At 60.8% G+C, this 26,508-nt stretch carries 22 protein-coding genes; 11 read left to right on the top strand and 11 right to left on the bottom strand.

The genetic code is table 11. From position 1 onward, the window contains the following. Nucleotide 1: 1 nt before the first annotated feature. On the bottom strand, nt 2-1,492 hold the full coding sequence (gene pdxR / locus AC4PS6_RS00520) for a MocR-like pyridoxine biosynthesis transcription factor PdxR (protein ID WP_336827083.1): 1,491 nt from the start codon (nt 1,490-1,492) through the stop codon (nt 2-4). A gap of 77 nt (nt 1,493-1,569) precedes the next feature. Here pdxR and AC4PS6_RS00515 point away from each other — a divergent pair, with 77 nt between their 5' ends. Continuing rightward, complete coding sequence (locus tag AC4PS6_RS00515; RefSeq protein WP_336827084.1) at nt 1,570-3,231, top strand: M24 family metallopeptidase; 1,662 nt, start codon at nt 1,570-1,572, stop codon at nt 3,229-3,231. Nucleotides 3,232-3,402: 171 nt separating this feature from the next. Here AC4PS6_RS00515 and AC4PS6_RS00510 read toward each other — a convergent pair whose 3' ends face one another. The 6 genes from AC4PS6_RS00510 to AC4PS6_RS00485 form a co-directional block, all read right to left on the bottom strand. Then, on the bottom strand, nt 3,403-5,142 hold the full coding sequence (locus AC4PS6_RS00510; protein ID WP_032901953.1) for a dipeptidase: 1,740 nt from the start codon (nt 5,140-5,142) through the stop codon (nt 3,403-3,405). Nucleotides 5,143-5,237: 95 nt separating this feature from the next. After that, the gene (locus AC4PS6_RS00505; protein ID WP_014717770.1) at nt 5,238-6,455 is read right to left on the bottom strand and encodes a phospholipase D-like domain-containing protein; all 1,218 of its coding nucleotides are present in this window, start codon (nt 6,453-6,455) and stop codon (nt 5,238-5,240) included. A gap of 56 nt (nt 6,456-6,511) precedes the next feature. Continuing rightward, a complete protein-coding gene (locus tag AC4PS6_RS00500) occupies nt 6,512-7,159 on the bottom strand; it encodes a MotA/TolQ/ExbB proton channel family protein (protein WP_003190096.1) in 648 nt (215 codons plus the stop codon). 25 nt (nt 7,160-7,184) lie between these two features. Then, nucleotides 7,185-9,470 carry a TonB-dependent receptor gene (locus tag AC4PS6_RS00495; protein ID WP_014717772.1) on the bottom strand — a complete coding sequence of 762 codons (2,286 nt, stop codon included), beginning with the start codon at nt 9,468-9,470 and terminating at the stop codon, nt 7,185-7,187. Between the two features lie 24 nt (nt 9,471-9,494). Next, nucleotides 9,495-10,223, bottom strand: a complete 729-nt coding sequence (locus AC4PS6_RS00490) for an energy transducer TonB (RefSeq protein WP_198833734.1) — start codon at nt 10,221-10,223, stop codon at nt 9,495-9,497. Nucleotides 10,224-10,225: 2 nt separating this feature from the next. Continuing rightward, nucleotides 10,226-10,633, bottom strand: coding sequence for an ExbD/TolR family protein (locus tag AC4PS6_RS00485; RefSeq protein WP_014717774.1), 408 nt, complete (start codon nt 10,631-10,633; stop codon nt 10,226-10,228). A gap of 190 nt (nt 10,634-10,823) precedes the next feature. On the opposite strand from AC4PS6_RS00485, the gene AC4PS6_RS00480 reads away from it, so the two are divergent. Continuing rightward, nucleotides 10,824-11,378 carry a GNAT family N-acetyltransferase gene (locus AC4PS6_RS00480; protein ID WP_032901948.1) on the top strand — a complete coding sequence of 185 codons (555 nt, stop codon included), beginning with the start codon at nt 10,824-10,826 and terminating at the stop codon, nt 11,376-11,378. Continuing rightward, the gene (locus tag AC4PS6_RS00475; protein WP_198833735.1) at nt 11,375-12,949 is read left to right on the top strand and encodes an alkaline phosphatase D family protein; all 1,575 of its coding nucleotides are present in this window, start codon (nt 11,375-11,377) and stop codon (nt 12,947-12,949) included. The genes AC4PS6_RS00480 and AC4PS6_RS00475 overlap by 4 nt, the downstream gene beginning before the upstream one ends. 138 nt (nt 12,950-13,087) lie before the next feature. Here AC4PS6_RS00475 and AC4PS6_RS00470 read toward each other — a convergent pair whose 3' ends face one another. Next, nucleotides 13,088-13,732, bottom strand: a complete 645-nt coding sequence (locus AC4PS6_RS00470; RefSeq protein WP_198833736.1) for an alanyl-tRNA editing protein — start codon at nt 13,730-13,732, stop codon at nt 13,088-13,090. A gap of 89 nt (nt 13,733-13,821) precedes the next feature. Here AC4PS6_RS00470 and AC4PS6_RS00465 point away from each other — a divergent pair, with 89 nt between their 5' ends. Further along, nucleotides 13,822-14,754 (top strand): LysR substrate-binding domain-containing protein, encoded by a 933-nt coding sequence (locus AC4PS6_RS00465; protein WP_122300755.1) that lies wholly within the window; start codon nt 13,822-13,824, stop codon nt 14,752-14,754. 139 nt (nt 14,755-14,893) lie between these two features. Here AC4PS6_RS00465 and AC4PS6_RS00460 read toward each other — a convergent pair whose 3' ends face one another. Then, complete coding sequence (locus AC4PS6_RS00460; RefSeq protein ID WP_003190109.1) at nt 14,894-15,301, bottom strand: PA2817 family protein; 408 nt, start codon at nt 15,299-15,301, stop codon at nt 14,894-14,896. Between the two features lie 75 nt (nt 15,302-15,376). Then, on the bottom strand, nt 15,377-17,824 hold the full coding sequence (locus AC4PS6_RS00455; protein ID WP_014717779.1) for an acyl-CoA dehydrogenase: 2,448 nt from the start codon (nt 17,822-17,824) through the stop codon (nt 15,377-15,379). 190 nt (nt 17,825-18,014) lie between these two features. Between AC4PS6_RS00455 and AC4PS6_RS00450 the strand changes: the two genes are divergently transcribed. The 4 genes from AC4PS6_RS00450 (at nt 18,015) to AC4PS6_RS00435 (ending at nt 21,192) form a co-directional block, all read left to right on the top strand. Next, on the top strand, nt 18,015-18,674 hold the full coding sequence (locus AC4PS6_RS00450; protein ID WP_019817270.1) for a transglutaminase-like domain-containing protein: 660 nt from the start codon (nt 18,015-18,017) through the stop codon (nt 18,672-18,674). 56 nt (nt 18,675-18,730) lie between these two features. Then, on the top strand, nt 18,731-19,348 hold the full coding sequence (locus tag AC4PS6_RS00445; protein WP_003190113.1) for a glutathione S-transferase family protein: 618 nt from the start codon (nt 18,731-18,733) through the stop codon (nt 19,346-19,348). 135 nt (nt 19,349-19,483) lie between these two features. Further along, on the top strand, nt 19,484-20,416 hold the full coding sequence (locus AC4PS6_RS00440) for an ABC transporter ATP-binding protein (RefSeq protein ID WP_014717781.1): 933 nt from the start codon (nt 19,484-19,486) through the stop codon (nt 20,414-20,416). After that, nucleotides 20,413-21,192, top strand: a complete 780-nt coding sequence (locus AC4PS6_RS00435) for an ABC transporter permease (RefSeq protein WP_005786689.1) — start codon at nt 20,413-20,415, stop codon at nt 21,190-21,192. Before AC4PS6_RS00440 ends, AC4PS6_RS00435 begins: the two co-directional genes overlap by 4 nt. A gap of 175 nt (nt 21,193-21,367) precedes the next feature. On the opposite strand, the gene AC4PS6_RS00430 is transcribed toward AC4PS6_RS00435, so the two are convergent. Further along, nucleotides 21,368-21,907, bottom strand: coding sequence for a TetR/AcrR family transcriptional regulator (locus AC4PS6_RS00430; protein WP_014717782.1), 540 nt, complete (start codon nt 21,905-21,907; stop codon nt 21,368-21,370). Nucleotides 21,908-21,998: 91 nt separating this feature from the next. Between AC4PS6_RS00430 and AC4PS6_RS00425 the strand changes: the two genes are divergently transcribed. The 3 genes from AC4PS6_RS00425 to AC4PS6_RS00415 all read left to right on the top strand — a co-directional run bounded on the left by AC4PS6_RS00425 (nt 21,999) and on the right by AC4PS6_RS00415 (nt 26,380). Then, complete coding sequence (locus AC4PS6_RS00425) at nt 21,999-23,186, top strand: MFS transporter (RefSeq protein WP_336827085.1); 1,188 nt, start codon at nt 21,999-22,001, stop codon at nt 23,184-23,186. A gap of 111 nt (nt 23,187-23,297) precedes the next feature. Beyond that, complete coding sequence (locus tag AC4PS6_RS00420; protein WP_014717784.1) at nt 23,298-24,446, top strand: TDT family transporter; 1,149 nt, start codon at nt 23,298-23,300, stop codon at nt 24,444-24,446. A 59-nt stretch (nt 24,447-24,505) separates the two neighbouring features. Beyond that, nucleotides 24,506-26,380, top strand: a complete 1,875-nt coding sequence (locus AC4PS6_RS00415; RefSeq protein WP_014717785.1) for an MFS transporter — start codon at nt 24,506-24,508, stop codon at nt 26,378-26,380. Nucleotides 26,381-26,508: the final 128 nt, after the last annotated feature.

The following is a 26,508-nucleotide window of genomic DNA, read 5'->3' as shown; positions in this document are numbered from 1 at the left end:
TTCAACGCCTGCCTACGGCGTTCATCGCCTGGGCCAGGCGCCGCGTGGCTTGCTGGATTTCATCCCGGTCGAGGGAGGCAAAGCCCAGGCGCAGCGCGTTTACCGGCTGGTCGTTGGGTGAAAACTGACGACCGCTGCGCACCACGACGCCGTGGTCCAATGCGGCGCTTGCCAACTTATCGACGTCTATTTCTTCCTCGAAACGTACCCATAGCGCCAAGCCCCCCTCGGGTTCGCGCACCTGTATGCGAGCGCCAAACGCCTGGTCCAGGCAGTCCTGCAGCACGGATCGGCGCGCCCGATATTCTTTCGACACGCGGCGCACATGCTTCTTCAACTCCCCGTCATTGATCAGGTCTGCCAGCATGGCTTGAGCGACCGCGTCGGCATCGCCCAACATCAGCGCGGCATTGCGCTGCAGGGCTTCAATCACAGAGGTGGGCGCGACGATATAGCTGCAGCGGAACGTCGAGCCCAGCACTTTGGACAACGAGCCGATATACAGCACATGGCGTTGGGCGCGGTCACTGGCCAGCGGTAGGTAAGGGCGGCCACTGAAATGATATTCGTGGTCGTAGTCCTCTTCGATAATGCACAAGTCATGCAGCGCGGCCAACGCCAGCAAGTGTTGCCGGCGGGCGGCATGCAGGCTCACGGTGGTGGGGAACTGGTGATGGGGCGTGAGGTAAATCATGCGCACCTTGTGCTCACGGCATAAGCGCTCGACCTGGTCGGTGCGGCAACCTTCATCGTCGATGTCGACCGTGACCAACTGAGCCCCGAGCTGACGGAAAATTTCCCAGGCCGGTGGGTAGCTCAAGCGTTCCACCAGTACCACGTCGCCGGGCTTGAGCAGCAGGCTGGCGCTCAGGTACAGGGACATCTGGGTGCCCTGGGTCAGGCAGATATTTTCGGCAGTGACCGTCAGCCCACGGTTGTTACGCAGCATCTCGGCCAGGGCACAGCGCAAATGATAGCCGGTGCCCTCACTCCCGTAACGCACGGTATTGGAGGCGAAACTGTTGCGCAATGCATGGCGATAGTAACGGTGCAAAACGGCCTGGGGCAGCAGGCGGTGGTCGCTGGTGCCGTTGTCGAAAAACAGCGCGCCGTGTCGATGCTCAAGCGCGACCACTTGGGCGTTATGGGTGAAATAGGGTACCGCTGGTTGGTCCAGTAACTGCGGTGCGAAAGACGGTTGTGTAACGCTGGACAGTTGCGTGGGTGTCAACTGCGCATTGACGAAGGTGCCACGGCGCGGCTCGCTGATCAGCCAGCCCTTGGTCATGGCTTCTTCGTAGGCCAGGATCACCGTCTTGCGGTTGACGTCGAGCAAGTGTGCCATTTCCCGCGTGCCCGGCAGTAACGTCCCGGGCGGCAGGCGGCCTTCGAGGATGGCATTGACCAAGCCTTCGGCGATCTTGCGGTAAGTCGCCTGGCTTGCACCTTCTTCAAGCCGGAGCAGTGGACGCCATTTACGCATCTGGACCATCTGAAATATCCAAATCTGGAGGTTTTAATGGGCCTAGTCTAGCGCAACAATCAAGCCTTACTTATCCCGAGGTCTTTATGAATAAACGTCATGTCATCGAACTGTCGCCCTCGGGGAAAACCTTTGAAGCGGGCGATGAACTCTTGCTCGACGCCATGCTCGCCAGCGGCTTGGCCGTGCCGTTCTCCTGCCGCCGTGGCGCCTGCGGTTCGTGCAAGGTGGTGGTCGCCGAAGGTGCGTACCGGGCCAAGCGCCTTGCGCCGGGTGCGCCGGCGCCTTCTTATCCTCTGGCAGCCAATGAAATGTTGTTATGCCAGAGCCACGCCTGCGGCGACATGCGCCTGCGTATTCCCGGCTGGTCGCTGGATACGCCCGCGCTGGTAGTGGCGGCGCAAGTGCATAGCAAGCGTGCGCTGGGCCCCGATGTGATCGAGTTGGTATTGATACCCGAAAGCCCAGTGGCGGTGCGGCCTGGTCAATACCTCAAGTTCCGCCTGGCGGACGGTGACACGCGCTGCTTTTCGGTTGCCAACCTGCCCGCCGATGATGAAGGGCGGTTGATCTTCCAGATTCGAAGGGTGAGTGGCGGGTACTTTTCCGAGGGTATCCTGGGTGATCTCGGCGCGGGTGAGCGTCTTCACGTGGAAGGGCCGTTTGGTGCCTGTACCTGGCAGGACGATGAGGCGGCGCCCGTGGTCCTATTTGCCACGGGCACTGGTTACGCGGGCATCAAGCCTATCCTGCTGACCGCGCTCAAGCGCGATGTCGAAGTGACGTTGTATTGGGGTGGCGCGCAATCGGCGGACTTTTATGACAGCGCCTTCCTCGACCACGCGATGCTTGAGCATCCCCGTTTTCGCTGGCATCCCGTGCGGTCATCAGAGGGCAGGGTGCAGGAGGTTGCATCGGGTCACGGGCATCGCTGGGAGCAGGTCCAGGTGTATGCGTGCGGTAATGGTGCAATGCTCAGCCAGGTGCGCACCCATTGCCTTGAAGCGGGGTTGGCTAGCCACCGGTTTATCGCGGAGGCGTTTGTTGCCAGTGGTCGGTCAAGTGCGGAAACGGTTTCCCTGTCGTTCGACCCGGTCTGGGAGAAAGTCGGCCCGCGTTATTCCTTGGACGGCATGTTGGCTGCGCGGGAAAAATCCATGCGTGCCCTGGGGGCCATTGCCAGCCAGTTGAAGATCGGCATGACCACCGGCGAGGCCCTTGAGGTGGCCGCAAGGCAACTGCAGGCCATGGGCGCTTCGCACACCTGGCATCCGACCTACATTCGTTTTGGCGCCGACACTGTGCGCCCACCGCGCGAGGGTGTTGATCGTCAGCGCAGGCTGCGCGCTAATGACATTGCCGTGGTCGATCTTGGCCCGGTGTGGGATGGCTACGAAGGGGACTATGGCGATACGTTTGTGTTCGGCGATGCGCCGTTGCACCAGGCCTGCAAAACGGCCGTGCACGAAGTGTTTGATGAAACACGCCAGGCGTGGCTGCGTGGCCTGACTGGGCGTGAACTCTACGACTTCGCCGAGCAGAGCGCCCTGTCCAAAGGCTGGAGATTGGCACGCAACCTGGCAGGGCACCGCCTTGCAGATTTCCCCCATGCGTTGTTCGAGAGCAAAGTGTTGGCTGACCTGGAGATCCCACCGAGTGAAATGGCCTGGGTGCTGGAAATACAGCTGTGCCATCCCACTGAGTCGGTCGGTGGTTTCTTTGAAGACATGCTGATGTTGCAAGGCTGATGTTGCCAAGTTGTGCTTGGCGCGATAGCCCTGCAAAGCGAGATCTCACCCACACCGCCGATCTCCTGTGGGAGCTGTCGAGCTTTAGCGAGGCTGCGAAAGCGGTGGTTCAGGCGCTGAAGAGGGTGCCTGTGCCGCCGCCATCGCAGCCTCGCTGGGGCTTCAACTGGCTCAGAGCTTCGGCAATTGCCCGACGCGGCCCATCATTTCGGTGACGATCTGCAGGTCCAGCAAGAACTGTTCAACCGTCTTGAACTCACTGTCAGTGTGCCCGGTGTACTTCTCTTCCGGGCGGGCCAGGCCGAATTGCACGCCGTTGGGCAGGTCGTGCACCGAGGTTGCGCCGGCCGAGGTGCCGAACTTGTGCGCCATGCCCAGGTTTTCAGTGGCCACTGCCAGCAAGGCTTTTACCCATTCCCCTTCAGGGTTGCGGTACATCGGCGTGTCCAGCGAGTAAGTGAAGCTCACGTTGACCTTGGCGTTCTTGTCCCAGGTGTTCAGCTTCTGCTCGATTTGCGCCTTGAGCGCCTCCGGGGTTTTACCTTTCGGTGCGCGCAGGTTCACGGCCAGTTTGAAGGCTTTGTCATCCTGCCCCACAAACGTCAGCGAGGTGGTCAACGGCCCCATGAAATCATCCGCGTAGCCCACACCCAATTTGCCGCCCAGGTAATCCAGGCCCCAGTTGTCGGCGGCATACCGCGCGGCATCGGTGATGTGGTTGTGCTGGAGGGCGACCTTGCCGTCGAGGCTGTGGATCAGGTCCAGCATACGCGCCACCGGGTTGACCCCGGTTTCAGGCTCGGAGGAGTGAGCGGATACGCCGGTAACCGTGAGTTTGACGTCCTTGCCATCGACCTTGGCCGTCACCTGGAAATTGCCACCATTGCGCTTGGCATAGTCGTCACCGGCCTGTTGCAAGCTGGCGGCCAATTCGGCTGGCGTATCGCTGACCAGCGTGGCCACCGAGGCCGATGGAATCTGGTTGTTCGCCTTGCCGCCGGTCATCGCGATGATTTGCGCGCCTTTGCCTTCGCCCTTGCGCACCGGGAAGGTGGCCATGACCGTACCCGAGCCTTTCTCGGCGATCACCACCGGGTAACCGCCATCCAGCGCCAGGTTGTATTGCGGCACGGGATTGCGTTCGAAGTAGTAAGGAATGGCATCACCGGCGGTTTCTTCAGTGGTGTCCACCAGCAGCTTGAACGTGCGCGCCAATGGCAGTTTTTCTTCCTTGATGACTTTCATGGCGTACATCGTCACCACGATGCCGTTCTTGTCATCCTCGGTACCGCGGCCATACATGCGGTCGCCAATCAGCGTGACCTTGAACGGGTCGAGTTTGGTACCGTCTTGCAGCACCCAGTTTTCCGGGGTCACGGGCACCACATCGGCATGGGCATGCACACCCACGACGTCATCACCGCTGCCCTCCAGGGAAATTTCGTACACGCGGTTATCGACGTTACGGAAGTTCAGGTTGAAGGACTTGGCCAAGGCCTCGATCTTCGCCGCGATCTTGAGGAATTCCGGGTTTTTATACTGTGGCAGGCCGTCCACGTTGAACGTCGGGATTTCCACGAGTTCGCGCAGGGTTTCGAGCGCGGCTTTGCCGTACTTCACGCGGGTATAAATGCCCAGCAGGCGATTGATCTCGTTCTGCTGCTCGGCGCTCAGGGGTTTGTTGCCCAGAAACGCGCTGATAGCAGGGCCGGTGTCAGCCGATTTGCCCAGTTCGCTCTTGGCCAGGGTGCCGAGGAAACTGCGAAAATCGGTGGCCGAGTTCTCGCTGAAATGCTTCAGGATGGCTGCGCTTTGGTCTGCGGTGATGTTAGCGGATGCGGGAGTGGCAACTGCCGACAGGCTCGCGGCGAACAAGGTGGCAGCCACCAGTTTTTTCAGTGGAAAGTGCATGGTTAAAGGCATTCCTTTGCAGGTAGTGAGTAGGAGGTTTCTGACGGAAGAGTCAGAAACATTTCCACACACTACCATTACTCAGGTGCCCAAGGTCAATGCTGGCCAGGATGGGCCGCGGGATACTCCTCCGTCACGCTCAAGGCTCTAGCGTAAGGCCCATCCCACAGTTGTTCATGCAATTGGCCTACGCGCTTGGCCATCGCCTCACTGCGCATCACCACTTCCAGATTGCGCGAATTATCCAAGTAGCCGCCCAACCAATTGCTGGTGCCGACCCACGCCACTTGGCCGTCGATCTCCATGGTTTTGCTGTGGATCACCCGCGCATAAGGGATGAAGCCTTGCTTGGCTTCGGGCAGGGTGACGATCTTGATCTCGACATTGGGCAGTACCGCCAGGCTCTTGAGATAAGGCAGTTCCAGCGGGTCGGTGTTCCAGTTGGATACCATCAGCTTGATCAACACGCCACGGGCAGCAGCAGCGCGCACGGCGTTGTCGATCACCGCGTAGTACGGCCGGGTTCGATCCGGTCCGTAGGACAGCGGCGCGTAGTCGAGCAATTGCACGCGTACTTCTTTTTTGGCTTCGCCCAGCAGGCGCGGCAGTTCCAACTGTGAGTCGCCCACGCCGGGCGGGTTGTAGCGTTGCGGGCTGGCCACCAAGTAGTTGCCGGTACGTGCGGGTGCCGGGCCACTGGCGGGTAGCGGCACCGGTTGTTTACCCGCCAGCGCGGCCTGGGCTTGCCAGTCTTGCTCGAAGATCGCCTGCACCTGGCCCACCACCGTTTCGTCAGTGATGCGCAGCCCGGTTTCGTGGATATGCTCCAGGGCGCGCCAGTCGAAATTCTGACTGCCGACAAACGCCTGCTTGCCATCCACCAGCAGGTACTTGGCGTGGATGATGCCGCCGCTCAGTTGCCCGTAGGGCAGCACGCGCAAGGTCAGGTTGGGAATGGCGCGCAAGCGTTCCAGGGTGGCGGCATCCGACAGCTTGATGCCTTTTTCTTCGAGCAGGAAACGAATCTTCACGCCGCGTTTGCCGGCGGCTTCCAGGTGTTCAAGCACCGTGTTCATCACCGAACCAGGGTGGTCCGCGGCGTAGAACTGGCCGATATCAATGCGGCTTTTGGCGCCGTCGAACAGCTCGATCCATACCGGGCCGGGCTGGCGCAGATCGTCGGTGCCCAGGGCGGTGTCCACGGGTACGGTATGCACCAGTTCAAAGCCTGGAATGGAAAAGTCCGCCTGGGCCAGCGGACTGAGGAGCAAGCCGGTGAGGCCGGCGATACGCAACTTCATCGAAAGGGACATAAGCGTCTCATCGCACCAAAGGAAAAGGCGAGCGCCCAAGGCGCCCGCCCTGTAGGTCAAGCCGTGCGGCTGTGCAGCGGGGTGGGCACGCGATGGGGCACTTCATCCTGTGCGCGGGCACCGGTGGCGGCGCGGATCAACAGGATCTTCAACTGGTCGTTGATGCGCTCCAGGCTGTCTTGGAAGAAGTTGTGAAACACCACGCAAAACAGTGCGATGGCGATACCTAATCCCGTGGCGAACAACGCCGTCCCGATACCCCCGGAAATCTGCCCTGGGTCCGACACGCCCGCGGTGGCCAGTGCCTTGAAGGTGTCGATGATGCCGAGAATGGTGCCCAGCAGGCCCAGCAGCGGGGCGGCGGTGGTGATGGTCTCGATGATCCACAGGCTGCGGGCCAGTGGGGCGCGGGTCTTCAGGTACTGGGTATCGATTTCGTCGTCCAGGTCTTTGCGCGAACCGTGGGTTGCCTTCTGGGCCAGCACCGGCAAGATCATGTTCAGCGGCAGGCTGTCGCGACGGGTCAGGTTTTCCGGCAGGTCACGCTCGCTGTGCACATTGGCGCCCAGGGCGTCGATCAATGCGCGTGCCTGGCGGCGTACGTAGGCGAAGTAGATACCGCGTTCGATGGCGATGAAGATCGCAATGGCCATCGCCGCGTACATCACATAGAAGGTGACGTCGTGGAGCAGGTTCATATCCATGATGGTGTTCCTCTTGGGGTGAGTCTTAGAAATTCGCTTCCAGCGAAACCGTGACGGTACGGTCCAGGCCGACGATGTACGCCGGGTCGCCATCGCGGAAGCCGCTGTAGCTGGCCGCGTTGGTCTTGGTGGTGTACACGCCGTCCAGGTATTTCTTGTCGAACAGGTTGTCGACGTTCAGGCGCAGGGTCGCGTCCTTGACCACCTTCTTGTCCACCGGCAGGTAAATACCGGCGCCGAGGTTGAACACGGTGCGACCGGAAATCGCCTCGTCGTTGGTCAGGTCGCCGTAGAGCTTGCTGGTGTACTTGCCGCCGAAGGTGCCGTAGAAGCGCCCGTCGTCATAACCGATGTTGGCCGCCAGCATGTTCTTGGGCACGTTGGCGAACTGCTTGCCGCTGGTGGGCAGCACGATGGGTTTGCCGGCGTTGTAGACGGTCAGGTCATCCTGCTGCTCGGCCTTGGTGTAGGTGTAGGAGGTGTAGTAATTGAAGTGGTGGGGCAACTGGCCGCTCCACTCCAGCTCCAGGCCTTTGTTGACCACGGAGCCGGCGTTGATGTCGGCAAAGTCGCCGTTGATGTCCCGGGACGACACCTGGCGGTTCTTGAAGTCCATGTAGAACAGGGTGGCGGCCAGGCTCATGTCGTCGCCGCTGTAGCGCCAGCCCAGTTCATGGTTCCAGCTGGTTTCCGGCTCGGCGTCGATCGAGCCGGCGCCTTTGTCGTAGAGCACGTAGTTCTGCGGCACGCGCATGTTGCGCGACACGCTGTAGAACAACTGGTCACGCTCGTCCAGCTGGTATTTCAGGCCGGCGTTGGGCAGCAGTTTGTTGTAGGTCTGGTTACGTTTTTCCGGGCGTTCGTTGAGGCTGCCGTGGTTGGTGCCTTCACGCTCGACGTTCATGTAGGCCAGGCCTGCGATGAAGGTCCAGTCCGGGTTGATGTACCAGGTGTCCTGGGCCCAGACCTTTTGCGCTGGCGTCACGGTGAAACGGTCGCGGCCCTGCACGGTGTTGCCGTTGGCATCGACGATGGCGCTGTTGGAGTCCGGCCAGGTGTCCACTGGCTTGCCGTTGCTCTTGAGCGGAATGAACGGCTGGGTTTGACTCTGGCGTGCGCGCTCGTACCAGTAGCCGAATTGCAGGCTGTGGTCGCCAAGGTCCCAGGTCAGCTTGGTGGTGATACCCGGACGCCAGGTTTGCGTGCGTGAAGGGCGGTAGTACACGCCGCTGTTGGGTGTGCCGTCGGCGTTGTATTGGGCGGCCGTGGGCAGGTTGCCGAGGTCGAACACACCGCCCTGGTTGGAGCCACGGTTGAGGGCATAGCTGGATGAACCGACGCCGCTGCCATTGCCCCAGTAGTAATACGGGATCACGGACAGCGCGAGGTTATCGGCCAGTTTGAACTGGGTGTTGAGCACGGCGGTGAAGGTCTGGAACGGGTTCTGCGCCAGGGCGTAATAGCTGTTGTATTTGCCGTTGCTGCCCACGCTGGGGGTGGCAGGGTAAGGGTCGTACTTGCGGCCATATTGCTGGAACTGCGCCTTGGTCAACTGGCTGTAACTGTTGTTGTCCTGCTCGTGGTATTTGAGGATCAGGTTGGCGGTGTTGCCATTGCCGGCGTCGAAAAAACTGTTCCACTCCACCTTGTCCGCGCGTACCGCGCCCGAGCCGCGCCACATTTCACCTTCTGTGTGGGACACCGACAGCCAGTTGCTCAGGCCGTTGATTTCGCCGGTGTTGAGGCGGGCAAAAGTCTTGCGCGTGGCGTTGCTGCCGACGACCTGTTTGACGAAGGCACCGGTTTCCTTGGTCGGGCGAATCGTGACGATGCCAATGTTGCCGCCGCTGGAACCAATGTGCGGGCCGTCGGATTCCGCAGCGCCCTGGGTGACGAAGATCTGGTCGATGTTTTCCGGATCGCCCAGCAGGTTGGAATACAGCGCGTAGTTGCCCGAATCATTGATCGGCATGCCGTCCACCGACATGCCCACCTGGTCGGAGTTCATGCCGCGCATGGTGAAGCGAAAGCCCGACAGGCCAGTGTTGTCTTCACTGGAGATGTTCAAGCCGGGGGTGTACTTGAGCTTGTCGATGGCATTGCCGGTGGCCGCCTGTTTATCCAGTGCTTCCTTGGTTACCGTGGAGCGGCCCTTGATGCTTTCCTCCGGCACCATGTAACCGCCTCCTGCGGTCGCCTTGCCTTGTACCCCAATGGTGCCGACGTCACTGTCGCTGGTCTCTGCCATGACCATTCCCTGGGTCATGCTGGTCGCGGCCACTAGTGCCAGATGAATACGGGTGAACTTCATCACTGTCGTCCTGGTGTCGGGTGCTTATTGCACGCTGTAGTTGAAGGTGGCGGTGAAGCGCTGCTCATTGCGCCCCCCGAAGGCTTGCTCGGGGAACGGTTTGACTTGCTTGATGCGACGCAAGCTATTGGTGGCGGCCCGGTTGAGCAGCATGCTCGAGGCCTGGGTTTGTAAACCCGAGTCGAGGACACGGCCTTGACGGTCTACCAGCAACCACACCACCACCTCGCCGCTCGGGCGTTCGAGGGACGCCTGGCGCCCGGTGGGGTACTGCTTGTAGGTGTCCAGTTCGTTGCGCAAGCCTTTGAGGTAACCGCTTTCCAGGGCCTGGCCATCGACCTTCGGTGGCGCCGGTGGGGCAGGCGTCGGTGCCGCTTGGGTGACGACGGCCGGGGCTGGCTTGGCGGCCACCGGTGGCGGCGTCGGCACGGGCTTGGCGACCACGGGGGCAGGCTTGGGCACAGGTTTTGGCTTGGGTTCAGGTTTGGGTTTGGGCAGCGGCTTGGGCGGTGGCGGCGGGGGCGCCGGCTCGGCCTCTTCCTCTTCGATCACTGGCGGTGGCGGTTCTTGCTCCACCACCGGTTCCGGTATGACTTGCGGTTCCGGCTCGACCAAGGCCAATTCGACCGCCGACTCGTCATACACCGGCTCGACCTTCAACGTCTGGGACTGGATACCCAGTGCAATCAGCACCAAGGCGATCAGGGCCGGCACGCCGCCCAGCAGCTGACGCACGCGAAACAGAACGTACATGGTCAGGACTTACGCGTAGCAATGGACACGGAGGTGAAGCCACCCAGGCGCAGGGTGTCCATCACTTCCACCAGGCGCGAAACCTCCACGCCTTTATCGCTGTTGACGATGATCGTCGACTTGGTATCGGGCTTTTCGGCAGCCTTCAGCGCCGGCACCAGGGCCTCCACCGTCAGGTCCTTACCGTCCAGTTGCAACTGGCCTTCCAGGCCCAGGGTGAGGATGAATTTGTTTTGCGGCTTGAGCTGCTGCGAACTGCTGGCGCTGGGCAATTGGGTCTTCATGCCGAGCGCGGGAATCACGTTCAGGCTCACCAGTACGAAAAACACCAGCAGGAACATCATCACGTCGATCATCGGGATCAGCTCGATGTGCGCCTTGCGTTTCTTGGGTTCGTCCCAGGTTCTCATTCCGTTACCCCGTCATTGAATTAGGGGCAAAACGCTAACAGCCAAAAATGACCGATTGGTTAACTTTAATTGACCGTTTAGAGGCTCTAGGACGCGTCTTTCAGAAAACTTACCGGTCAGTTTTCGGGCGTAATGAAACTGACACTCGGGGCCTCCATGCTTGAGAAATTTATCTTGAGAGCCGGCTCCCATGCCCACTGCACTGCCTCAATTGACGACCCCGCGACTGCTGTTACGCGCCCTGCATATGCACCAGGCGCAGGTGCTTTTCACGCTTGCCAACGGGCCGAAAATTGCCGACAACACGGCGAACATTCCATCGCCCTACACCTTGGAAACCGCGCAGGATTTTATTGCGGGGATCGCTGACAAGTACCGCACCGGTGAGCTGCTGAACCTGGGGATGCATGTGCGCGGCACCGACGAATTGGTCGGCATGGTCAGCCTGCGCATTAATGCTCGCCATCACTATGGGCATTTGGGTGGCTGGGTGGCAGCGCACTGCCGTAACCAGGGGTATGCGGCTGAAGCGGCGAGTGCGGTGATGGACTTCGGCTTCGAGGCGCTAGGGTTGCAGCGCGTGGGCAGCCAGTGTTTCGCGCGCAACAAGGAATCGGCGCGGGTCATGGAGAAGATCGGCCTGCGCTATGAAGGCTGCATGCACCAGGCGTTCCTGAAGAACGGCGTGTATGAGGACTTGCTCGGGTTTGCCAGCGTGCGTGATGACTGGGAGCGCTGCTTGTGAGCGGCGACGTCGACCACGGCCGACGCCGGGTCCTCGGCGGGTTGGTGGTCGCTACCGCCTTTTCCATCCTCAGCCCGTTTGCGCGCAGTGCCGGGGTGGATTATCCGTTCACCCTCGGCGTGGCTTCCGGCGACCCGTTGCCAGATGGCTTTGTGATCTGGACGCGCCTGGCGCCGTTGTTCAACGCCGCGGATGGCCGTGTCGGCCTCAGTCGCTCGGTGCCGCTGCGTTGGCGGGTAGCCAGCGATGCGGCGATGACGCGCATTGTGAAGCAGGGCGAAGTATTGGCGACGCCGCGTTTCGCTCATGCGGTGCATGTCGAGGTGGCGGGGCTGGCGGCAGATCGGCCGTATTGGTACCAGTTTGAAGGGCTCGGTGCGCAGAGCCCGGTGGGCCAGTCGCGCACGATGCCGCCGTTGCAGGCCATGGCCTCGGCCCGGCTGGGGTTTGTGTCCTGCTCGCATTGGGAGCGCGGTTACTTCAGCGCCTACCGACACCTTGCCGCCGAGCAGCCGGACCTGGTGTTTTTCCTCGGTGATTACATCTACGACAGCTCCTATGCGGCGGAGTCGGGCAAGGTGTTTCGTTCTCACGGCAGCGGCAACGCGCAAAGCCTGAGTGATTACCGCAACCGCTACGCACTCTACAAGACTGATCCAGACCTGCAGGCCCTGCACGCCGCAGCCCCTAGCATCGTTACCTGGGACGACCACGAAGTACAGAATGACTACGCCAACCGCTGGTCCCAGGACCCGAAAGTGGCGGTGGCGCAGTTTCTCAAACAACGCGCGGCGGCTTATCAGGCGTTTTACGAACACATGCCCCTGCGTGCCAGCAGCGTGCCGAAGGGGCCGGACATGCGCATTTACCGGCGCCTGGATTACGGCCGGCTTGCGCGTTTCCATGTGCTCGACGGTCGCCAGTACCGTTCCGAGCAACCGTGCATCGCGGCCAATGGCAGCCACCAGGGGCATATTGTCACCGCCCCCTGCAGCGACCTGCGTGACCCTGGCCGCACGTTGCTCGGCTGGCAGCAGGAAGCCTGGCTGGACCAGGGCTTTGCCCAGTCTGGAGCGCAGTGGAATGTGATCGCACAAGACCTGCTGGTGGCGCCGCTGATGCAGCGTGACCTCACCAACCATAAGCTTGGCCGCTGGACCGATGGCTGGGATGGCTACATGGCGAACCGCTCACGGATGCTGGCGTCGATCGTGCGCAATCGCGTGAAGAACCCGGTGTTCTGGGGAGGGGATATTCATTCGTTCTGGGCCACCGACCTGCATGCCGACGCAGAAAGGCCGGACTCGGCGGTGGTCGCCACCGAGTTTGTTGGCTCGTCGGTGACCTCCGACGGCCCGCCCTATGACGCGTTCATGAAGATCATGCCGCTCAACCCCCATGTGAAGTTTTTCGACAGTCGCCAGCGTGGGTATGTGTCGGTGGAGTTGGTGGCCAATAGCATGTTGACGAATTTTCGTGCGATCAGTGATCCGCGTGACCCGGCGGCGACGGTGTCGACGTTGAAGTCGTTCGTGGTTGAGCCGAGCAGGGCGGGGGCGATTGCCGTGTAGCCTGTTTCTTTGGGGCGATCCAATGTGGGAGGGGGCTTGCCCCCGATAGCGGTGTGTCAGTCACTGCATCTGCTACTGCACTAACGCTTTCGCAGGCAAGCCAGCTCCCACAGGGGAACTGAGCTTAACTGAATGGCATTAAGGCAAGCCTCCCCCCACATTGATTTCATAGCGCACCGAGAGTGCGCCTTTTTTCTCCGACAACGCCAGGATCGTTACCTGGCCCAGTTCGCTCAACGCTTGAACATGCGTACCGCCACAGGCGTAAGCCGGTAATTCGCCGAAGCCGACTTCGCGGGTGCCATCTTCCAGCGTCATATAGCGGGGATAGTCGGCGGCGATCCATGTGTTGACCCACTGCTGGAGCGTCTGCGCATCCATGTCTTGCGCGGTCTGGCCACGGATAAAGGTGATCTTGCCTTCGCCGGGCCAGTGGTGAGCCTTGATCGGCATCCAGCCCAGGCGTTCGCCGGCATTGCCAATTAAGTGCCCCGCCGAATGCAGACGAGTGTGCAAGGCGCGCCGCTGTGCGTCGACTCGTGCAATGGCGGGTCCTGGTTCCAGGGGCTGGTCGACGTAGTGCACCACCTGTTCGGCTTCCTGCACGACCCGCAGTACCTGGCTATCGCCGAGCCAGCCGGTGTCGAACGGCTGGCCTCCGCCTTGGGGATGGAAAATGGTCGACTGCACAATCACGGCGAATTGCTCTTCGTACGGGGTGCAACTGAGCACTTCCAGCTCGGCCGTCAGGTGGTCGTGGGTAAAAAACAGGCGCTCGGTCATCATCTACATCCGCATCAGGGTTCTGTGGGCAGTATAAATAGTGCGCAGATGGGTGATAATCCGCTCAATTATCAATGGACCTGTGCGTCATGAGCATCAATCTTCCTTTACCGTTATTGGGTGAAATGGCGATTTTCGTCAAGGTCGTGGAAACCGGCAGCTTCTCCGAAGCGGCGCGGCAACTCAGCGTTTCACCTTCGGCGGTGAGCCGCAGCATCTCGCGCCTGGAACAAGCCCTGGCCACGCGCCTGCTGCAACGCACCACGCGCAAGCTGCGCCTGAGCGAGGGCGGCGAGGAGGTGTTCAAGCGTTGCCAGGAGATGGTCAATGCGGCGCGCTCGGTGATGGAAATCAGTGGGCAATTTACCCATGAAGCCGAGGGGCTGGTGCGGGTCAGTGTGCCCAAGGCGGTGGGGCGATTTGTGGTGCACCCGCATATGCCGGAATTTTTGCGGCGCTATCCCAAGGTGGATGTGCAATTGATCCTGGAAGATAGGCATGTGGATTTGATCGACGACAACGTCGACTTGAGCATCCGCATCACCGACAGCCCACCGCCAGGCTTGGTCGGGCGCCAGCTGTTGCCCATCGAACATTTGTTGTGCGCGACGCCGCAATATCTGGCCGAGCACGGTACACCGAGCCATCCCCATGATCTGCTTGGGCACAGTTGCATTTATCTGGGTGAAACACCGGGAGATTCACGCTGGAAGTTTCGCCAGGCTGGCAAGGCGGTAACGGTCGGCGTACGCGGCCGGTATGCGGCGAACCACACCGGGGTGCGGCTGGAGGCGGCGTTGCAGCATGTCGGGATTGCCAGCTTGCCGTATTTCACCGCGCGGCGTGCATTGGAAGCGGGGGAGTTGGTGCAGGTGTTGCCGGGGTGGGATTTTATTGCCTCGTACCATGGCGAGGCGTGGCTGCTGCATTCGCCCACACGGTACCTGCCGCCGAAGTTGCGGGTGTTTATCGATTATCTGGTGGAGTGCATGGCCAAGGAGCCCACGCTGCGGCGGCGGTAGGAGCGCGGTTGCTCGTTCCCACGCTCTGCGTGGGAATGCCACCTTGGACGCTCCGCGTCCTGCCTTTATGCCTGTGCACGGGTGACGCAGAGCGTCACAGGATAGGTTCCCACGCAGAGCGTAGGAACGAGCATAGTCGTCAGTGTTTGCTCTGGTCCTGAGGCATCGCCAGCAGCTGTTTTTCCTGGTTCCAGTCGAACGGTTCGTCGTTCTGTTCGGCTTCATAGCGACGTTCTTCCAGGGCCTGGTACAGGTCCAGTTCTTCGTCGGGCATGAAGTGCAGGCAGTCGCCGCCAAAGAACCACAGCAGGTCGCGGGGCACCAGGTGGGCGATTTGCGGGTAGCGCAGGATGACCTGGCTCATCAGGTCCTGGCCCAGGTACTGGCTTTCGATCGGGTCGATTGGCAACAGGGCGCGCAGTTCGTCGAAACGCTCCAGGAACAGCGAGTGGCTTTCCTCGGGTACCTGTTCGGCTTCGCCGACGGCAACCAGGATGCTGCGCAAGTGGTCGAGCAAGACGAGATGATCGGCAACGACGTTGGACACGAGATAAGGCCTCTAAAGCAAAAACGGGCGCGAGAGTATAAGCCTCTCGCGCCCGTTTTTATATGACCGCTCGACTCAGCGGACTTTACCTTCTGCCTGCATCAGCTCTTCCTTGCTGAAATCATCCACGTCGATCACCTTGCGTCGCGCCGCCTCGGCATCGCGCAGGGTTTGCGCCTCGGCCGGTTGCAGCACGCCGGCCTGCAGGGCCGCGTCGATGGCATGCTCGCCGGCAGCCGGCTTGACCTGGCCGCTTTTGAGCGCGCTGTGGAGTTTTTTCTGCAAGGGGTGGCTGGCACCGAGCAGGTCGTAGGCATGTTGCAGGGCGCCCACGGGATCTTCTGCTGATTGCGGGCGATAACAGCCGGCCAGCAATTCTTCCAGGGTCGGGTCGCCCTTGGCGCGGCCGATCACGGCTGCCACTTCGGCATCCAGCGCATCGGACGGGCCGGTATGACGACGCCCGAATGGGAACACGATCACCCGCAGCAGGCAGCCCAGCACCTTGTTCGGGAAGTTGCTCAGCAGCTCATCCAGTGCGCGTTCCGATTCGCCCAGGCTTTCTTCCATGGCCCACGCAAACAGCGGCTCCAGATGGTCCGGCGAGTCCAGGTCGTGATAACGCTTGAGCGCCGCCGAGGCCAGGTACATGTGGCTCAGCACATCACCCAGGCGGGCGGACAGGCGTTCGCGGCGCTTGAGTTCGCCACCCAGCAACATCATGCTCAGGTCGGCCAGCAGGGCAAACGCAGCCGCCTGGCGGTTCAGGGCACGGAAGTAGCCCTGGCTCAACCGGTTGCCCGGGGCTTTTTCGAAGTGCCCGAAGCCCAGGTTCAGCACCAGGGTGCTGGCGGCGTTGCTGACGGCAAAGCCGATGTGTTGCATCAGCAGGCCGTCGAATTCCTTCAACGCCTGGTCATGGTCTTCGCGGCCGGCCAGGGCCATTTCCTTGAGCACGAAGGGGTGGCAGCGAATGGCGCCCTGGCCGAAGATCATCAGGTTACGCGAGAGGATATTGGCGCCTTCCACGGTGATGAAAATCGGTGCGCCCTGCCAGTTGCGGCCCAGGTAGTTGTTGGGGCCCATGATGATGCCCTTGCCGCCGTGCACGTCCATGGCGTGGCTGATGCACTCACGGCCACGCTCGGTCAGGTGGTACTTGAGGATCGCCGACAACACTGACGGCTTCTCGCCCAGGTCCACGGCGTTGGCGGTGAGCATGCGCGCACTGTCCATCAGCCAGGCGTTGCCACCGATGCGTGCCAGGGCTTCCTGGATCCCTTCGAAGGCCGACAGCGGTACGTTGAACTGTTCGCGCACCTGGGCGTATTGGCCGGTCACCAGGCTGGTGAACTTGGCAGCGCCAGTGCCGACGGCGGGCAGCGAGATCGAACGGCCGACCGACAGGCAGTTCATCAGCATCATCCAGCCCTTGCCGAGCATCTCCTGGCCACCGATCAGGTATTCCAGAGGGATAAACACATCCTTGCCGGAGTTGGGGCCGTTCATGAAGGCGGCGCCAAGCGGCAGGTGACGACGGCCGATTTCCACGCCAGGGGTGTCGGTAGGAATCAACGCGAGGCTGATGCCCAGGTCCTCTTCCTCACCCAGCAGGTGGTCTGGGTCATAAGCCTTGAAGGCCAGACCGAGCAAGGTCGCGACCGGGCCGAGGGTGATGTAGCGCTTTTCCCAGTTCAGGCGCAGGCCGAGGGTTTCCTTGCCTTCCCATTCCCCTTTGCAGATCACCCCGGTGTCGGGCATGGCGCCCGCATCGGAGCCGGCCAGCGGGCCGGTGAGGGCGAAGCACGGAATGTCGTCGCCGCGGGCCAGGCGCGGCAGGTAGTGGTTACGTTGTTCGTCGGTGCCGTAGTGCAGCAGCAGTTCGGCGGGGCCGAGGGAGTTGGGGACCATCACGGTGGAGGCCAGGTCACCGCTGCGGGTCGCGAGCTTCATGGCAACCTGGGAGTGGGCATAGGCGGAGAAGCCCTTGCCACCGTACTCCTTGGGAATGATCAGGGCGAAGAAACCATGGGTCTTGATGTGTTCCCAGGCTTGCGGCGGCAGGTCCATGGCCTGGCCGATTTCCCAGTCGCTGACCATGGCGCAGAGTTCTTCGGTGGGACCGTCGATGAACGCCTGCTCTTCCTCGGTCAATTGCGCCTTGGGGTAGGCCAGCAATTTGTCCCAGTCGGGGCGGCCACTGAACAGTTCGCCATCCCACCATACGGTACCGGCATCGATCGCATCGCGCTCGGTCTCGGACATCGGCGGCAGCACTTTCTGGAACCAGCTGAACAGCGGCTTGGTGAAGTATTGGCGGCGCAGGTCGGGCAGCAACAAAGGCGCGGCCACCACGGCCAGGAGCACCCAGAAGATCAGCAGCAGCCAACCCGGTGCGTGGCTCCAGGCGCCCATCGCCAGTAGGTAGACGGCGACCACGCCCAGGGCGGGCAGGGGGGCAGTACGGCGGTGTGCCAGGTAGGCAATGCCGACCACCAGCACCAGTATCCACAACAACAGCATATTCAATCCTCCGTGAACCAGGGGCGAAACCACCAGGGAGCTTAGTCGGCATCCGAACAAGCCGGGTGATCAGGGTGTAACAAGGTGTACTGGGCAACCCATCAGCCGGCGCCGGCATTTGGCCGAATCGTCGTTATCTCTCTGGCAGGCCTGGTGGTTAAACTCCAGGCTCCCCTCGGAGATCAAGCTCATGAATACGTACTTGAGTCCCAGCCGCTTCATCGATAGTGACCACCCTGTGGTGGTGGAGTTCGCCGAGAAACATCGCGGAACCCGCCCGGATTTAAGTGACCAGGCAGTCAGTCTTTACTACGCGGTGCGTGAGGCCATTCGCTACAACCCCTATACCTTCAGCCGTGACCCCAACACCTTGAGCGCCAGCTTCGCCCTGGCGGCCGGCGAAAGCTACTGTGTGCCCAAAGCTACGTTGCTCGCCGCTTGCGCGCGCCACTGCGGCATTCCCGCACGCATTGGCCTGGCGGACGTGCGCAACCACTTGTCCACACCGCGGCTGCTCGCGCTGCTCAAGAGTGACGTGTTCGCCATGCACGGTTATACCGAGCTTTACCTGAACGGCCGCTGGGTCAAGGCCACTCCGGCGTTCAACCAGCAACTGTGCGAGGTGTTCGACGTGCCGCCGCTGGAATTCGATGGCCTGCACGACAGCGTGTTCCACGCGTTCAATCGCCAGGGTCAGCGTTCGATGGAGTACGTGGTGGACCACGGGCAATTTGCTGACGTGCCTGAAGCATTTTTCTTCGGGCATATCCGTCAGTGCTACCCGCACCTGTTTGCCGACGATGCGCCCACCCTGCTCGGCGATATGCAGAGCGATTTAAGCCGCGGCTGAACCGGCGTATGCTGCTGCCTTCATCCAGCCAAGTTCATCCACAATAAGGCGCGGTCATGCTGAAGATCTGGGGTCGTAAAAATTCATCAAACGTCAGGAAAGCACTGTGGTGCGCCGAGGAACTCGGCCTGGACTATGAAGCAATTGATGCGGGCGGGGCTTTTGGTGTGGTCGATACCCCCCAATACCGGGCCATGAACCCCAATGGCCGGGTGCCGGTGATCGAAGATGGCGACTTTGTGCTGTGGGAGTCCAACACCATCGTGCGTTACCTGTGCGCCAAGCAGGCATCGGACTTTTACCCCAGCGACTTGCAAGCCCGGGCCAACGCCGAAAAGTGGATGGACTGGACCACTTCCACGCTCGCCGACCCGTTCAAGGCGGTGTTCTGGGGCATCGTGCGCACCCCGGCTGACCAGCAAAACTGGGACAGCATCAATGCCGGGCGCCAAGCCTGTATCGACGCGCTCAAAACCGTCGAACAAGCCCTCGCCGAGCAACCCTACCTGTCCGGCCAGGCGTTCGGCATGGGCGATATTCCCTTGGGCTGCTTCATCTACGCCTGGTTCGAGATGCCCATCGAACGCCCGGCAATGCCGAATCTGGAGGCCTGGTACCAGCGCTTGCAACAGCGCCCGGCCTACCGCAAGGCGGTGATGACCGCGTTGACTTAATACACACTATTAATACGGGTGACTGTACTTGTGCGGCATGGGCAAGCACCATGCCCGCATTGCATCGCCGGTTGAACTACCTGCGGTGTGCCCTCATCTATTCTTTCTATTCCCTTCTTTGGTGCGTATTCCGATATGAGTTCCGCTCTGTCCATCCGGCAGCTAACCAAAACCTACGGCAACGGTTTCCAGGCCCTGAGTGGTATCGATCTGGACGTTGCCGAAGGTGACTTCTTCGCCTTGCTGGGCCCCAACGGTGCCGGCAAATCCACCACCATCGGTATTCTCTCCACCCTGGTCAACAAGACCAGCGGCACGGTGAATATCTTCGGGCATGACCTGGACAAATCCCCGGCGGCGCTCAAGCGCTCCATTGGCGTGGTGCCCCAGGAATTCAATTTCAACCAGTTCGAAAAGACCTTCGACATTGTCGTGACCCAGGCTGGCTACTACGGCATTCCGGCGAAAGTCGCCAAGGAACGCGCCGAGCAGTACCTCACCCAACTGGGCCTGTGGGACAAGCGTGACGTGCCTTCGCGCTCGCTGTCCGGTGGCATGAAGCGACGCCTGATGATCGCCCGTGCCCTGGTGCATGAGCCGCGCCTGTTGATCCTCGACGAACCTACCGCCGGCGTGGACATCGAACTGCGCCGCTCGATGTGGACCTTCCTCACCGAACTGAACGAGAAGGGCATCACCATCATCCTCACCACCCACTACCTGGAGGAGGCTGAGCAGTTGTGCCGCAACATCGGCATCATCGACCACGGCACCATTGTCGAGAACACCAGCATGCGCAACCTGCTGGGCCAGTTGCATGTGGAAACCTTCCTGCTCGACTTGAAAAACAATCTCTCGGTGGCGCCGCAGTTGCTCGGCTACCCAAGCCGGCTGGTGGACAGCCACACCCTGGAGGTGCAGGTGGATAAGGCCATGGGCATCACCGCGCTGTTCACCCAGCTGGCGACTCAGAACATCGAAGTGTTGAGCCTGCGTAACAAAACCAATCGCCTTGAGGAGTTGTTCGTGTCCCTGGTGGAGAAAAATCTGGCGAAGGTGGCGGTATGAGTTCCGAACTGCAACCCAACCTTGTCGCGCTGCAAACCATTGTCTATCGCGAAGTGAAGCGCTTTACCCGGATCTGGCCGCAGACCCTGCTGCCGCCGGCGATCACCATGGTCCTGTACTTTGTGATCTTCGGTAACCTGATCGGCCGGCAAATCGGCGACATGGGTGGTTTCACCTACATGGAGTACATCGTGCCGGGCCTGATCATGATGTCGGTGATCACCAACTCCTACGGCAACGTGGTGTCGAGTTTCTTTGGCAGCAAGTTCCAGCGCTCCATCGAAGAGCTGATGGTCTCGCCGGTGTCACCGCACACCATCCTCATCGGCTACACCCTGGGCGGCGTGTTGCGTGGCCTGATGGTGGGGGTGATCGTGACGCTGCTGTCGCTGTTCTTTACCCACCTGCAGGTGCATCACCTGGGGGTCACCATTCTGGTGGTCGTGCTGACGGCGACGATCTTCTCGCTGCTGGGCTTTATCAACGCCGTGTTCGCACGCAACTTCGATGATATTTCCATTATCCCGACCTTCGTGCTGACGCCGCTGACCTACCTGGGCGGGGTGTTTTACTCCATCACCTTGCTGCCGCCGTTCTGGCAGACGGTATCCCTGGCCAACCCGGTGCTGCACATGGTCAACGCCTTCCGCTACGGCATTCTGGGCGTGTCGGATATCAAGATCAGTGTGGCGATCACCTTTATGATCGTTGCGACCGTGGTGCTGTATATCGGTTGTGCGCGGTTGCTGGTGAGTGGGCGTGGGATGCGTACATGATGTGGGATTGGAAATAACAAAACGGCCTCATCAGAGGCCGTTTTTTATTGGATGCACACCGAACAAATGTGGGAGCTGGCTTGCCTGCGATGGTATCGACTTCGCTTGACGGGTGTACCGAGGTGTCTGCATCGCAGGCAAGCCAGCTCCCACATTTTGTGTCGGCGCACGCGCTTCAGTTTTTTAGTGCCAGCTCGATCAGGGCATGCAGTTCTTCTACCGCCAAAGGCTCTGCCGAAAACAGAATACGAAACACCGTCGGTGCGGCGAGCAGGTTGATCAGATGGTCAACGCTCGGTGGCTGTTCCTGCGGGTAGCGGTCAACAATCACCTGCAACTGCCCACTCAGGATGCTCACGCAATACCCTGGCGTCGGGCTGCTTTGCACGTCGCGCATCATGTTGCGGCCTACGTCCGAACTCATCTCATCCAGGTATTGCTCGGCCCAGGCTTGCAGGTCGCCACGCAGGCTGCCGGTGTTGGCCGGTTCGGTATCGGGACGCATTCGGGCCAGGGCGACGTCGGCGAGCAGTACTGACAGATCGCCCCAGCGCCGGTAAATGGTCGACGGCGTGACGCCTGCACATGCCGCAATCATCGGCACGGTGACACTGGAACGCTCATGGGCTTCCAGCAATTCGCGCACCGCTCTGTGGACGGATTCTTGTACCCGGGCACTGCGGCCCCCCGGGCGGAGGCCTTCTTTGATCGCCATGGGCAAGACCTTAACACAAAGAATTTGCTTTAAGCGCCAGCGAATAGCACACTGCACAAAAGCAAAATATTAGCTTTAGCGGAGCGTGCCCATGTCCAGTGTCATCTCTCAGCGGTCCAGCCTGGCGTTTCTAGTGATCATGGTGCTGACCTTTCTCGCCGCCTCCAGCGCGCCGACGCCCTTGTACCAGGTGTATCAAGACCACCTGCATTTTTCGGCGGCCATGCTCACGGCCATCTTTGGTGTCTATGCCGTGAGCCTGCTGGCGGCCCTGCTGACGGTGGGGTCGCTCTCGGATTACCTGGGACGCAAGCCGGTGATCTTCGCCGCGCTGCTGCTCAATAGTGTGGCGATGCTGCTGTTTATCCACGCTGACAGCACCGCCTGCCTGCTGGCCGCCCGCGCGTTACAGGGCTTCGCGACTGGCACTGCCACAGCGGTATTGAGTGCGATGCTGCTCGATACCGACCGCGTCCGCGGCCCGATGCTCAACAGCCTTGCACCGATGCTCGGCATGGCCAGTGGTGGCCTGGGCAGCGGGTTACTGGTGGAGTACGCGCCATGGCCAACCCAATTGATCTATTACACCCTGCTGGGCTTGATGGTGTTGCAGGCTCTCTATGTATGGCGCCTGCCTGAAACGGTCAGTCGTATACCCGGCGCCTTGCAGTCCCTGGCGCCAACCCTGCATGTGCCGCCGCAGGCGCGCCGCGCCTTGTGGCTGGCGATGCCATTGAATGTGGCCGTGTGGGCGCTGGGTGGGTTCTTTTCCTCGTTGGCGCCGTCGTTGGTGCGCGTCGCCACCGGGTCGACCTCGCACTTGATCGGCGGCGGGCTGGTGGCGGTGGTGACCTTGAGCGGCGCGGTGATGATCTACAGCCTGCGCAATCACGCGGCTGACAAGGTGATGCGCTTGTCGGCTGCACTGCTGGCCGTGGGCGTGGGGTTGCTGCTGGTTGCCGTAAACACCGCCAGCCTGTGGCTGTTCTTTGTCGCCAGTGTGATCGCAGGCCTGGGCTTCGGCGGCGGTTTCATGGGCAGTGTGCGCAGTATCGTGGGCCTGGCGTTGCCCCATGAGCGGGCGGGCCTGATGTCGGCGTTCTATGTATTGAGCTACCTGGCGTTCTGCGTGCCGGCGCTGTTGGCGGGTAACCTGAGCCGCGTCTTTGGCCTGATCGCGACCACGGACGGCTACGGTGCGGTGCTTATCTTGCTGTCTCTCGGCGCGCTTGTTGGGTTGTTGTGGCGGGACACGGCGCAGGCAAGGGCCAGCGCATGATTACGATTAATATAGGTGAAATAGATAACAGTTAGAGATATTACCCGTTATATAGATATTCGATCAGGTTCTATCATGGCCCCAACCTCAAATGAGGAAGAGGATTAACCCATGAGCTGCTCGACCACTCACCGCTACAAACCCTTCAGTCACTTGGCCCGTCCCCGGGAAGTGATTCGCCAGTTCACCCCGAACTGGTTTGCCGCGACCATGGGCACCGGTGTGCTGGCGCTGGCCTTGGCCCAGCTGCCAGTCAGCCTGCCAGGCCTGCATGCCGTCGCCGAGGGCCTGTGGCTGTTCACCATTGGCCTGTTTGTGCTGTTCAGCGTGCTGTATGCCGCCCGCTGGGTGATGTTTTTCCACGAGGCGCGGCGCATCTTCGGGCACTCAACGGTCTCGATGTTTTTCGGCACCATCCCCATGGGGCTGGCGACTATTCTCAACGGCTTGCTGCTGTTCGGCCTGCCGCGCTGGGGCGGTGATGTGATCCCGTTGGCCGAAGCCTTGTGGTGGCTGGACGTGGCCATGTCCCTGGCCTGCGGCGTGCTGATCCCGTTCATGATGTTCACCCGCCAGGAGCACAGCATCGACCAGATGACCGCCGTCTGGCTGTTGCCCGTGGTGGCGGCCGAAGTGGCAGCGGCCAGCGGTGGCTTGCTCGCGCCGCACTTGGCCGGTGCCCATTCGCAACTGGTGATGTTGGTGACCAGCTACGTGCTGTGGGCGTTTTCCCTGCCGGTAGCGTTCAGCATTCTGACCATCCTGATGCTGCGCATGGCCTTGCATAAGTTGCCTCACGCCAATATGGCAGCGTCGAGCTGGTTGGCCCTGGGCCCGATCGGTACCGGTGCCTTGGGCATGTTGCTGCTCGGTACGGATGCCCCTGGGATCTTCGCCGCCAATGGCCTGGCCAGTGTCGGTGAAATGGCCCACGGCCTGGGCCTGATTGCGGGCATTACCCTGTGGGGCTTCGGTTTGTGGTGGATGTTGATTGCGGTGTTGATCACCCTGCGTTACCTGCGCGCCGGTATCCCGTTCAACCTGGGCTGGTGGGGTTTTACCTTCCCATTGGGGGTTTACGCCTTGGCCACGCTTAAATTGGCGAGCCTGTTACAGCTGGCGTTTTTCAGCGTGTTTGGCAGTGTGCTGGTGGTTGCGCTGGCGCTGATGTGGCTGATCGTGGCCAAGCGCACCGTGCAGGGCGCTTATAAAGGCGAGCTTTTTGTTTCGCCTTGTATTGCCGGGCTAGCGAATAAGTAAGCAGGATTAGGTAAAGTCGTGGCCTGATAAATAAAGGCCACGCAGGAACACGGACGACGATGAGCCATCCTTCCCAATTTACCTTGCTGCGCACGCGGCGCTTCTTGCCGTTTTTCATTACCCAGTTGCTGGGCGCGTTCAACGACAACATCTTCAAGCAGTCGCTGATTCTGGCCATCCTTTACAAGCTCACCATCGAGGGTGACCGCTCCATCTGGGTCAACCTGTGTGCTTTGTTGTTTATCCTGCCGTTCTTCCTGTTCTCGGCGTTGGCCGGGCAGTTTGGCGAGAAATTCAACAAGGACGCGTTGATCCGCGCGATCAAGATCGGCGAGATCGTGATCATGGCGGTGGGCGCGACGGGTTTTCTGACCAATCATCTTGAACTGATGCTGCTGGCGCTGTTTGCCATGGGCACTCACTCGGCGCTGTTCGGCCCGGTGAAGTACTCGATCATGCCCCAGGCCTTGCACGACGATGAGTTGGTGGGCGGCAACGGCCTGGTGGAGATGGGCACGTTCCTGGCAATTTTGGCGGGCACCATCGGTGCCGGGATCATGATGTCTTCCACCCATTACGCGCCGGTGGTGGCGGTGGCGATTGTGGCCGTGGCGGTGCTGGGCTACCTGGCCAGCCGCAGCATCCCGCGCGCAGCGGCGTCGACACCGCAGCTGCGCCTGGACTGGAATATCTTCACTCAGTCGTGGGCGACGTTGCGCATGGGCCTGGGGCAGACGCCGGCGGTGTCGCGCTCGATTGTCGGCAACTCATGGTTCTGGTTTGTCGGCGCGATCTACCTCACGCAAATCCCGGCCTATGCCAAGGAATGGCTGTACGGCGACGAAACCGTGGTGACCTTGATCCTCACGGTGTTCTCGGTGGGCATCGCCCTGGGCTCGATGCTGTGCGAAAAACTCTCCGGGCGTAAGGTGGAAATCGGCCTGGTGCCGTTTGGTTCGTTTGGCCTGACCGTGTTCGGCCTGCTGCTGTGGTGGCACTCCGGCGGCTTCCCGCAGAACGTGCAAGCCAACGATTGGCTCGCGGTGCTCAGCTACGGCCAAGCCTGGTGGGTGCTGTTCGATATCCTCGGCCTGGGTGTGTTCGGCGGCTTTTACATCGTGCCGCTGTATGCGCTGATCCAGTCGCGTACCGCCGAGAACGAACGGGCTCGGGTGATCGCGGCCAACAACATTCTCAATGCACTGTTCATGGTGGTCTCGGCCATCGTGTCCATCCTGCTGTTGAGCGTGGCCAAGCTGTCGATCCCCGAGTTGTTCCTGGTGGTGTCGCTGCTCAACATCGCGGTTAACACTTACATCTTCAAAATCGTCCCCGAGTTCACCATGCGCTTCATGATCTGGCTGCTCAGCCATTCCATGTACCGCGTGGAGCATCGCAACCTGCAAGCCATCCCGGATGAAGGCGCGGCGTTGCTGGTGTGTAACCATGTGTCGTTTGTCGATGCGCTGTTGATTGGCGGTGCAGTACGTCGGCCGATTCGCTTTGTCATGTACTACAAGATCTACCGCTTGCCGGTGCTCAACTTTATCTTCCGCACCGCTGGTGCGATTCCGATTGCGGGGCGCCATGAAGACATTCAGATCTACGAACAGGCGTTCGCGCGCATTGCCCAGTACCTCAAGGATGGCGAGTTGGTGTGCATCTTCCCGGAAGGCAAGCTGACAGCCGATGGCGAGATGAATGAGTTTCGTGGCGGGGTGACACGCATCCTGGAGGAGACGCCGGTGCCGGTGATCCCCATGGCGTTGCAGGGGTTGTGGGGGAGTTTCTTCAGCCGCGATCCGAACAAGGGCTTTTTCCATCGGATCTGGTCGCGGGTGGTGTTGGTGGCGGGTGAGCCGGTGGAAAGTGAGACGGTGACACCGAATGCTTTGCACGCATTGGTTGGAAAATTACGCGGAAGTTTAAGGTAGTTTTTCGTCGGTAATGGAGGCTCATCAACGATCCGGATTGTGCGCTGGTCTGGTGCTTGATGAGTATCTTCTGCACAGGCGTCGGTAAATTTCCACTCGGTTTCAGGAACGTTTTCGGTCCGTAGCAC

It is taken from the genome of Pseudomonas sp. DW-iso17 (assembly GCF_058725345.1).
This window is presented reverse-complemented; position numbering and strand designations above follow the sequence as displayed.

Coding starts and splice junctions, on each gene's coding strand:
- pdxR (WP_336827083.1), bottom strand. CDS start 1,492: ATGGTCCAGATGCGTAAATGGCGTCCACTGCTCCGGCTTGAAGAAGGT.
- AC4PS6_RS00515 (WP_336827084.1), top strand. CDS start 1,570: ATGAATAAACGTCATGTCATCGAACTGTCGCCCTCGGGGAAAACCTTT.
- AC4PS6_RS00510 (WP_032901953.1), bottom strand. CDS start 5,142: ATGCACTTTCCACTGAAAAAACTGGTGGCTGCCACCTTGTTCGCCGCG.
- AC4PS6_RS00505 (WP_014717770.1), bottom strand. CDS start 6,455: ATGTCCCTTTCGATGAAGTTGCGTATCGCCGGCCTCACCGGCTTGCTC.
- AC4PS6_RS00500 (WP_003190096.1), bottom strand. CDS start 7,159: ATGGATATGAACCTGCTCCACGACGTCACCTTCTATGTGATGTACGCG.
- AC4PS6_RS00495 (WP_014717772.1), bottom strand. CDS start 9,470: ATGAAGTTCACCCGTATTCATCTGGCACTAGTGGCCGCGACCAGCATG.
- AC4PS6_RS00490 (WP_198833734.1), bottom strand. CDS start 10,223: ATGTACGTTCTGTTTCGCGTGCGTCAGCTGCTGGGCGGCGTGCCGGCC.
- AC4PS6_RS00485 (WP_014717774.1), bottom strand. CDS start 10,633: ATGAGAACCTGGGACGAACCCAAGAAACGCAAGGCGCACATCGAGCTG.
- AC4PS6_RS00480 (WP_032901948.1), top strand. CDS start 10,824: ATGCCCACTGCACTGCCTCAATTGACGACCCCGCGACTGCTGTTACGC.
- AC4PS6_RS00470 (WP_198833736.1), bottom strand. CDS start 13,732: ATGACCGAGCGCCTGTTTTTTACCCACGACCACCTGACGGCCGAGCTG.
- AC4PS6_RS00465 (WP_122300755.1), top strand. CDS start 13,822: ATGAGCATCAATCTTCCTTTACCGTTATTGGGTGAAATGGCGATTTTC.
- AC4PS6_RS00455 (WP_014717779.1), bottom strand. CDS start 17,824: ATGCTGTTGTTGTGGATACTGGTGCTGGTGGTCGGCATTGCCTACCTG.
- AC4PS6_RS00450 (WP_019817270.1), top strand. CDS start 18,015: ATGAATACGTACTTGAGTCCCAGCCGCTTCATCGATAGTGACCACCCT.
- AC4PS6_RS00445 (WP_003190113.1), top strand. CDS start 18,731: ATGCTGAAGATCTGGGGTCGTAAAAATTCATCAAACGTCAGGAAAGCA.
- AC4PS6_RS00440 (WP_014717781.1), top strand. CDS start 19,484: ATGAGTTCCGCTCTGTCCATCCGGCAGCTAACCAAAACCTACGGCAAC.
- AC4PS6_RS00435 (WP_005786689.1), top strand. CDS start 20,413: ATGAGTTCCGAACTGCAACCCAACCTTGTCGCGCTGCAAACCATTGTC.
- AC4PS6_RS00430 (WP_014717782.1), bottom strand. CDS start 21,907: ATGGCGATCAAAGAAGGCCTCCGCCCGGGGGGCCGCAGTGCCCGGGTA.
- AC4PS6_RS00425 (WP_336827085.1), top strand. CDS start 21,999: ATGTCCAGTGTCATCTCTCAGCGGTCCAGCCTGGCGTTTCTAGTGATC.
- AC4PS6_RS00420 (WP_014717784.1), top strand. CDS start 23,298: ATGAGCTGCTCGACCACTCACCGCTACAAACCCTTCAGTCACTTGGCC.
- AC4PS6_RS00415 (WP_014717785.1), top strand. CDS start 24,506: ATGAGCCATCCTTCCCAATTTACCTTGCTGCGCACGCGGCGCTTCTTG.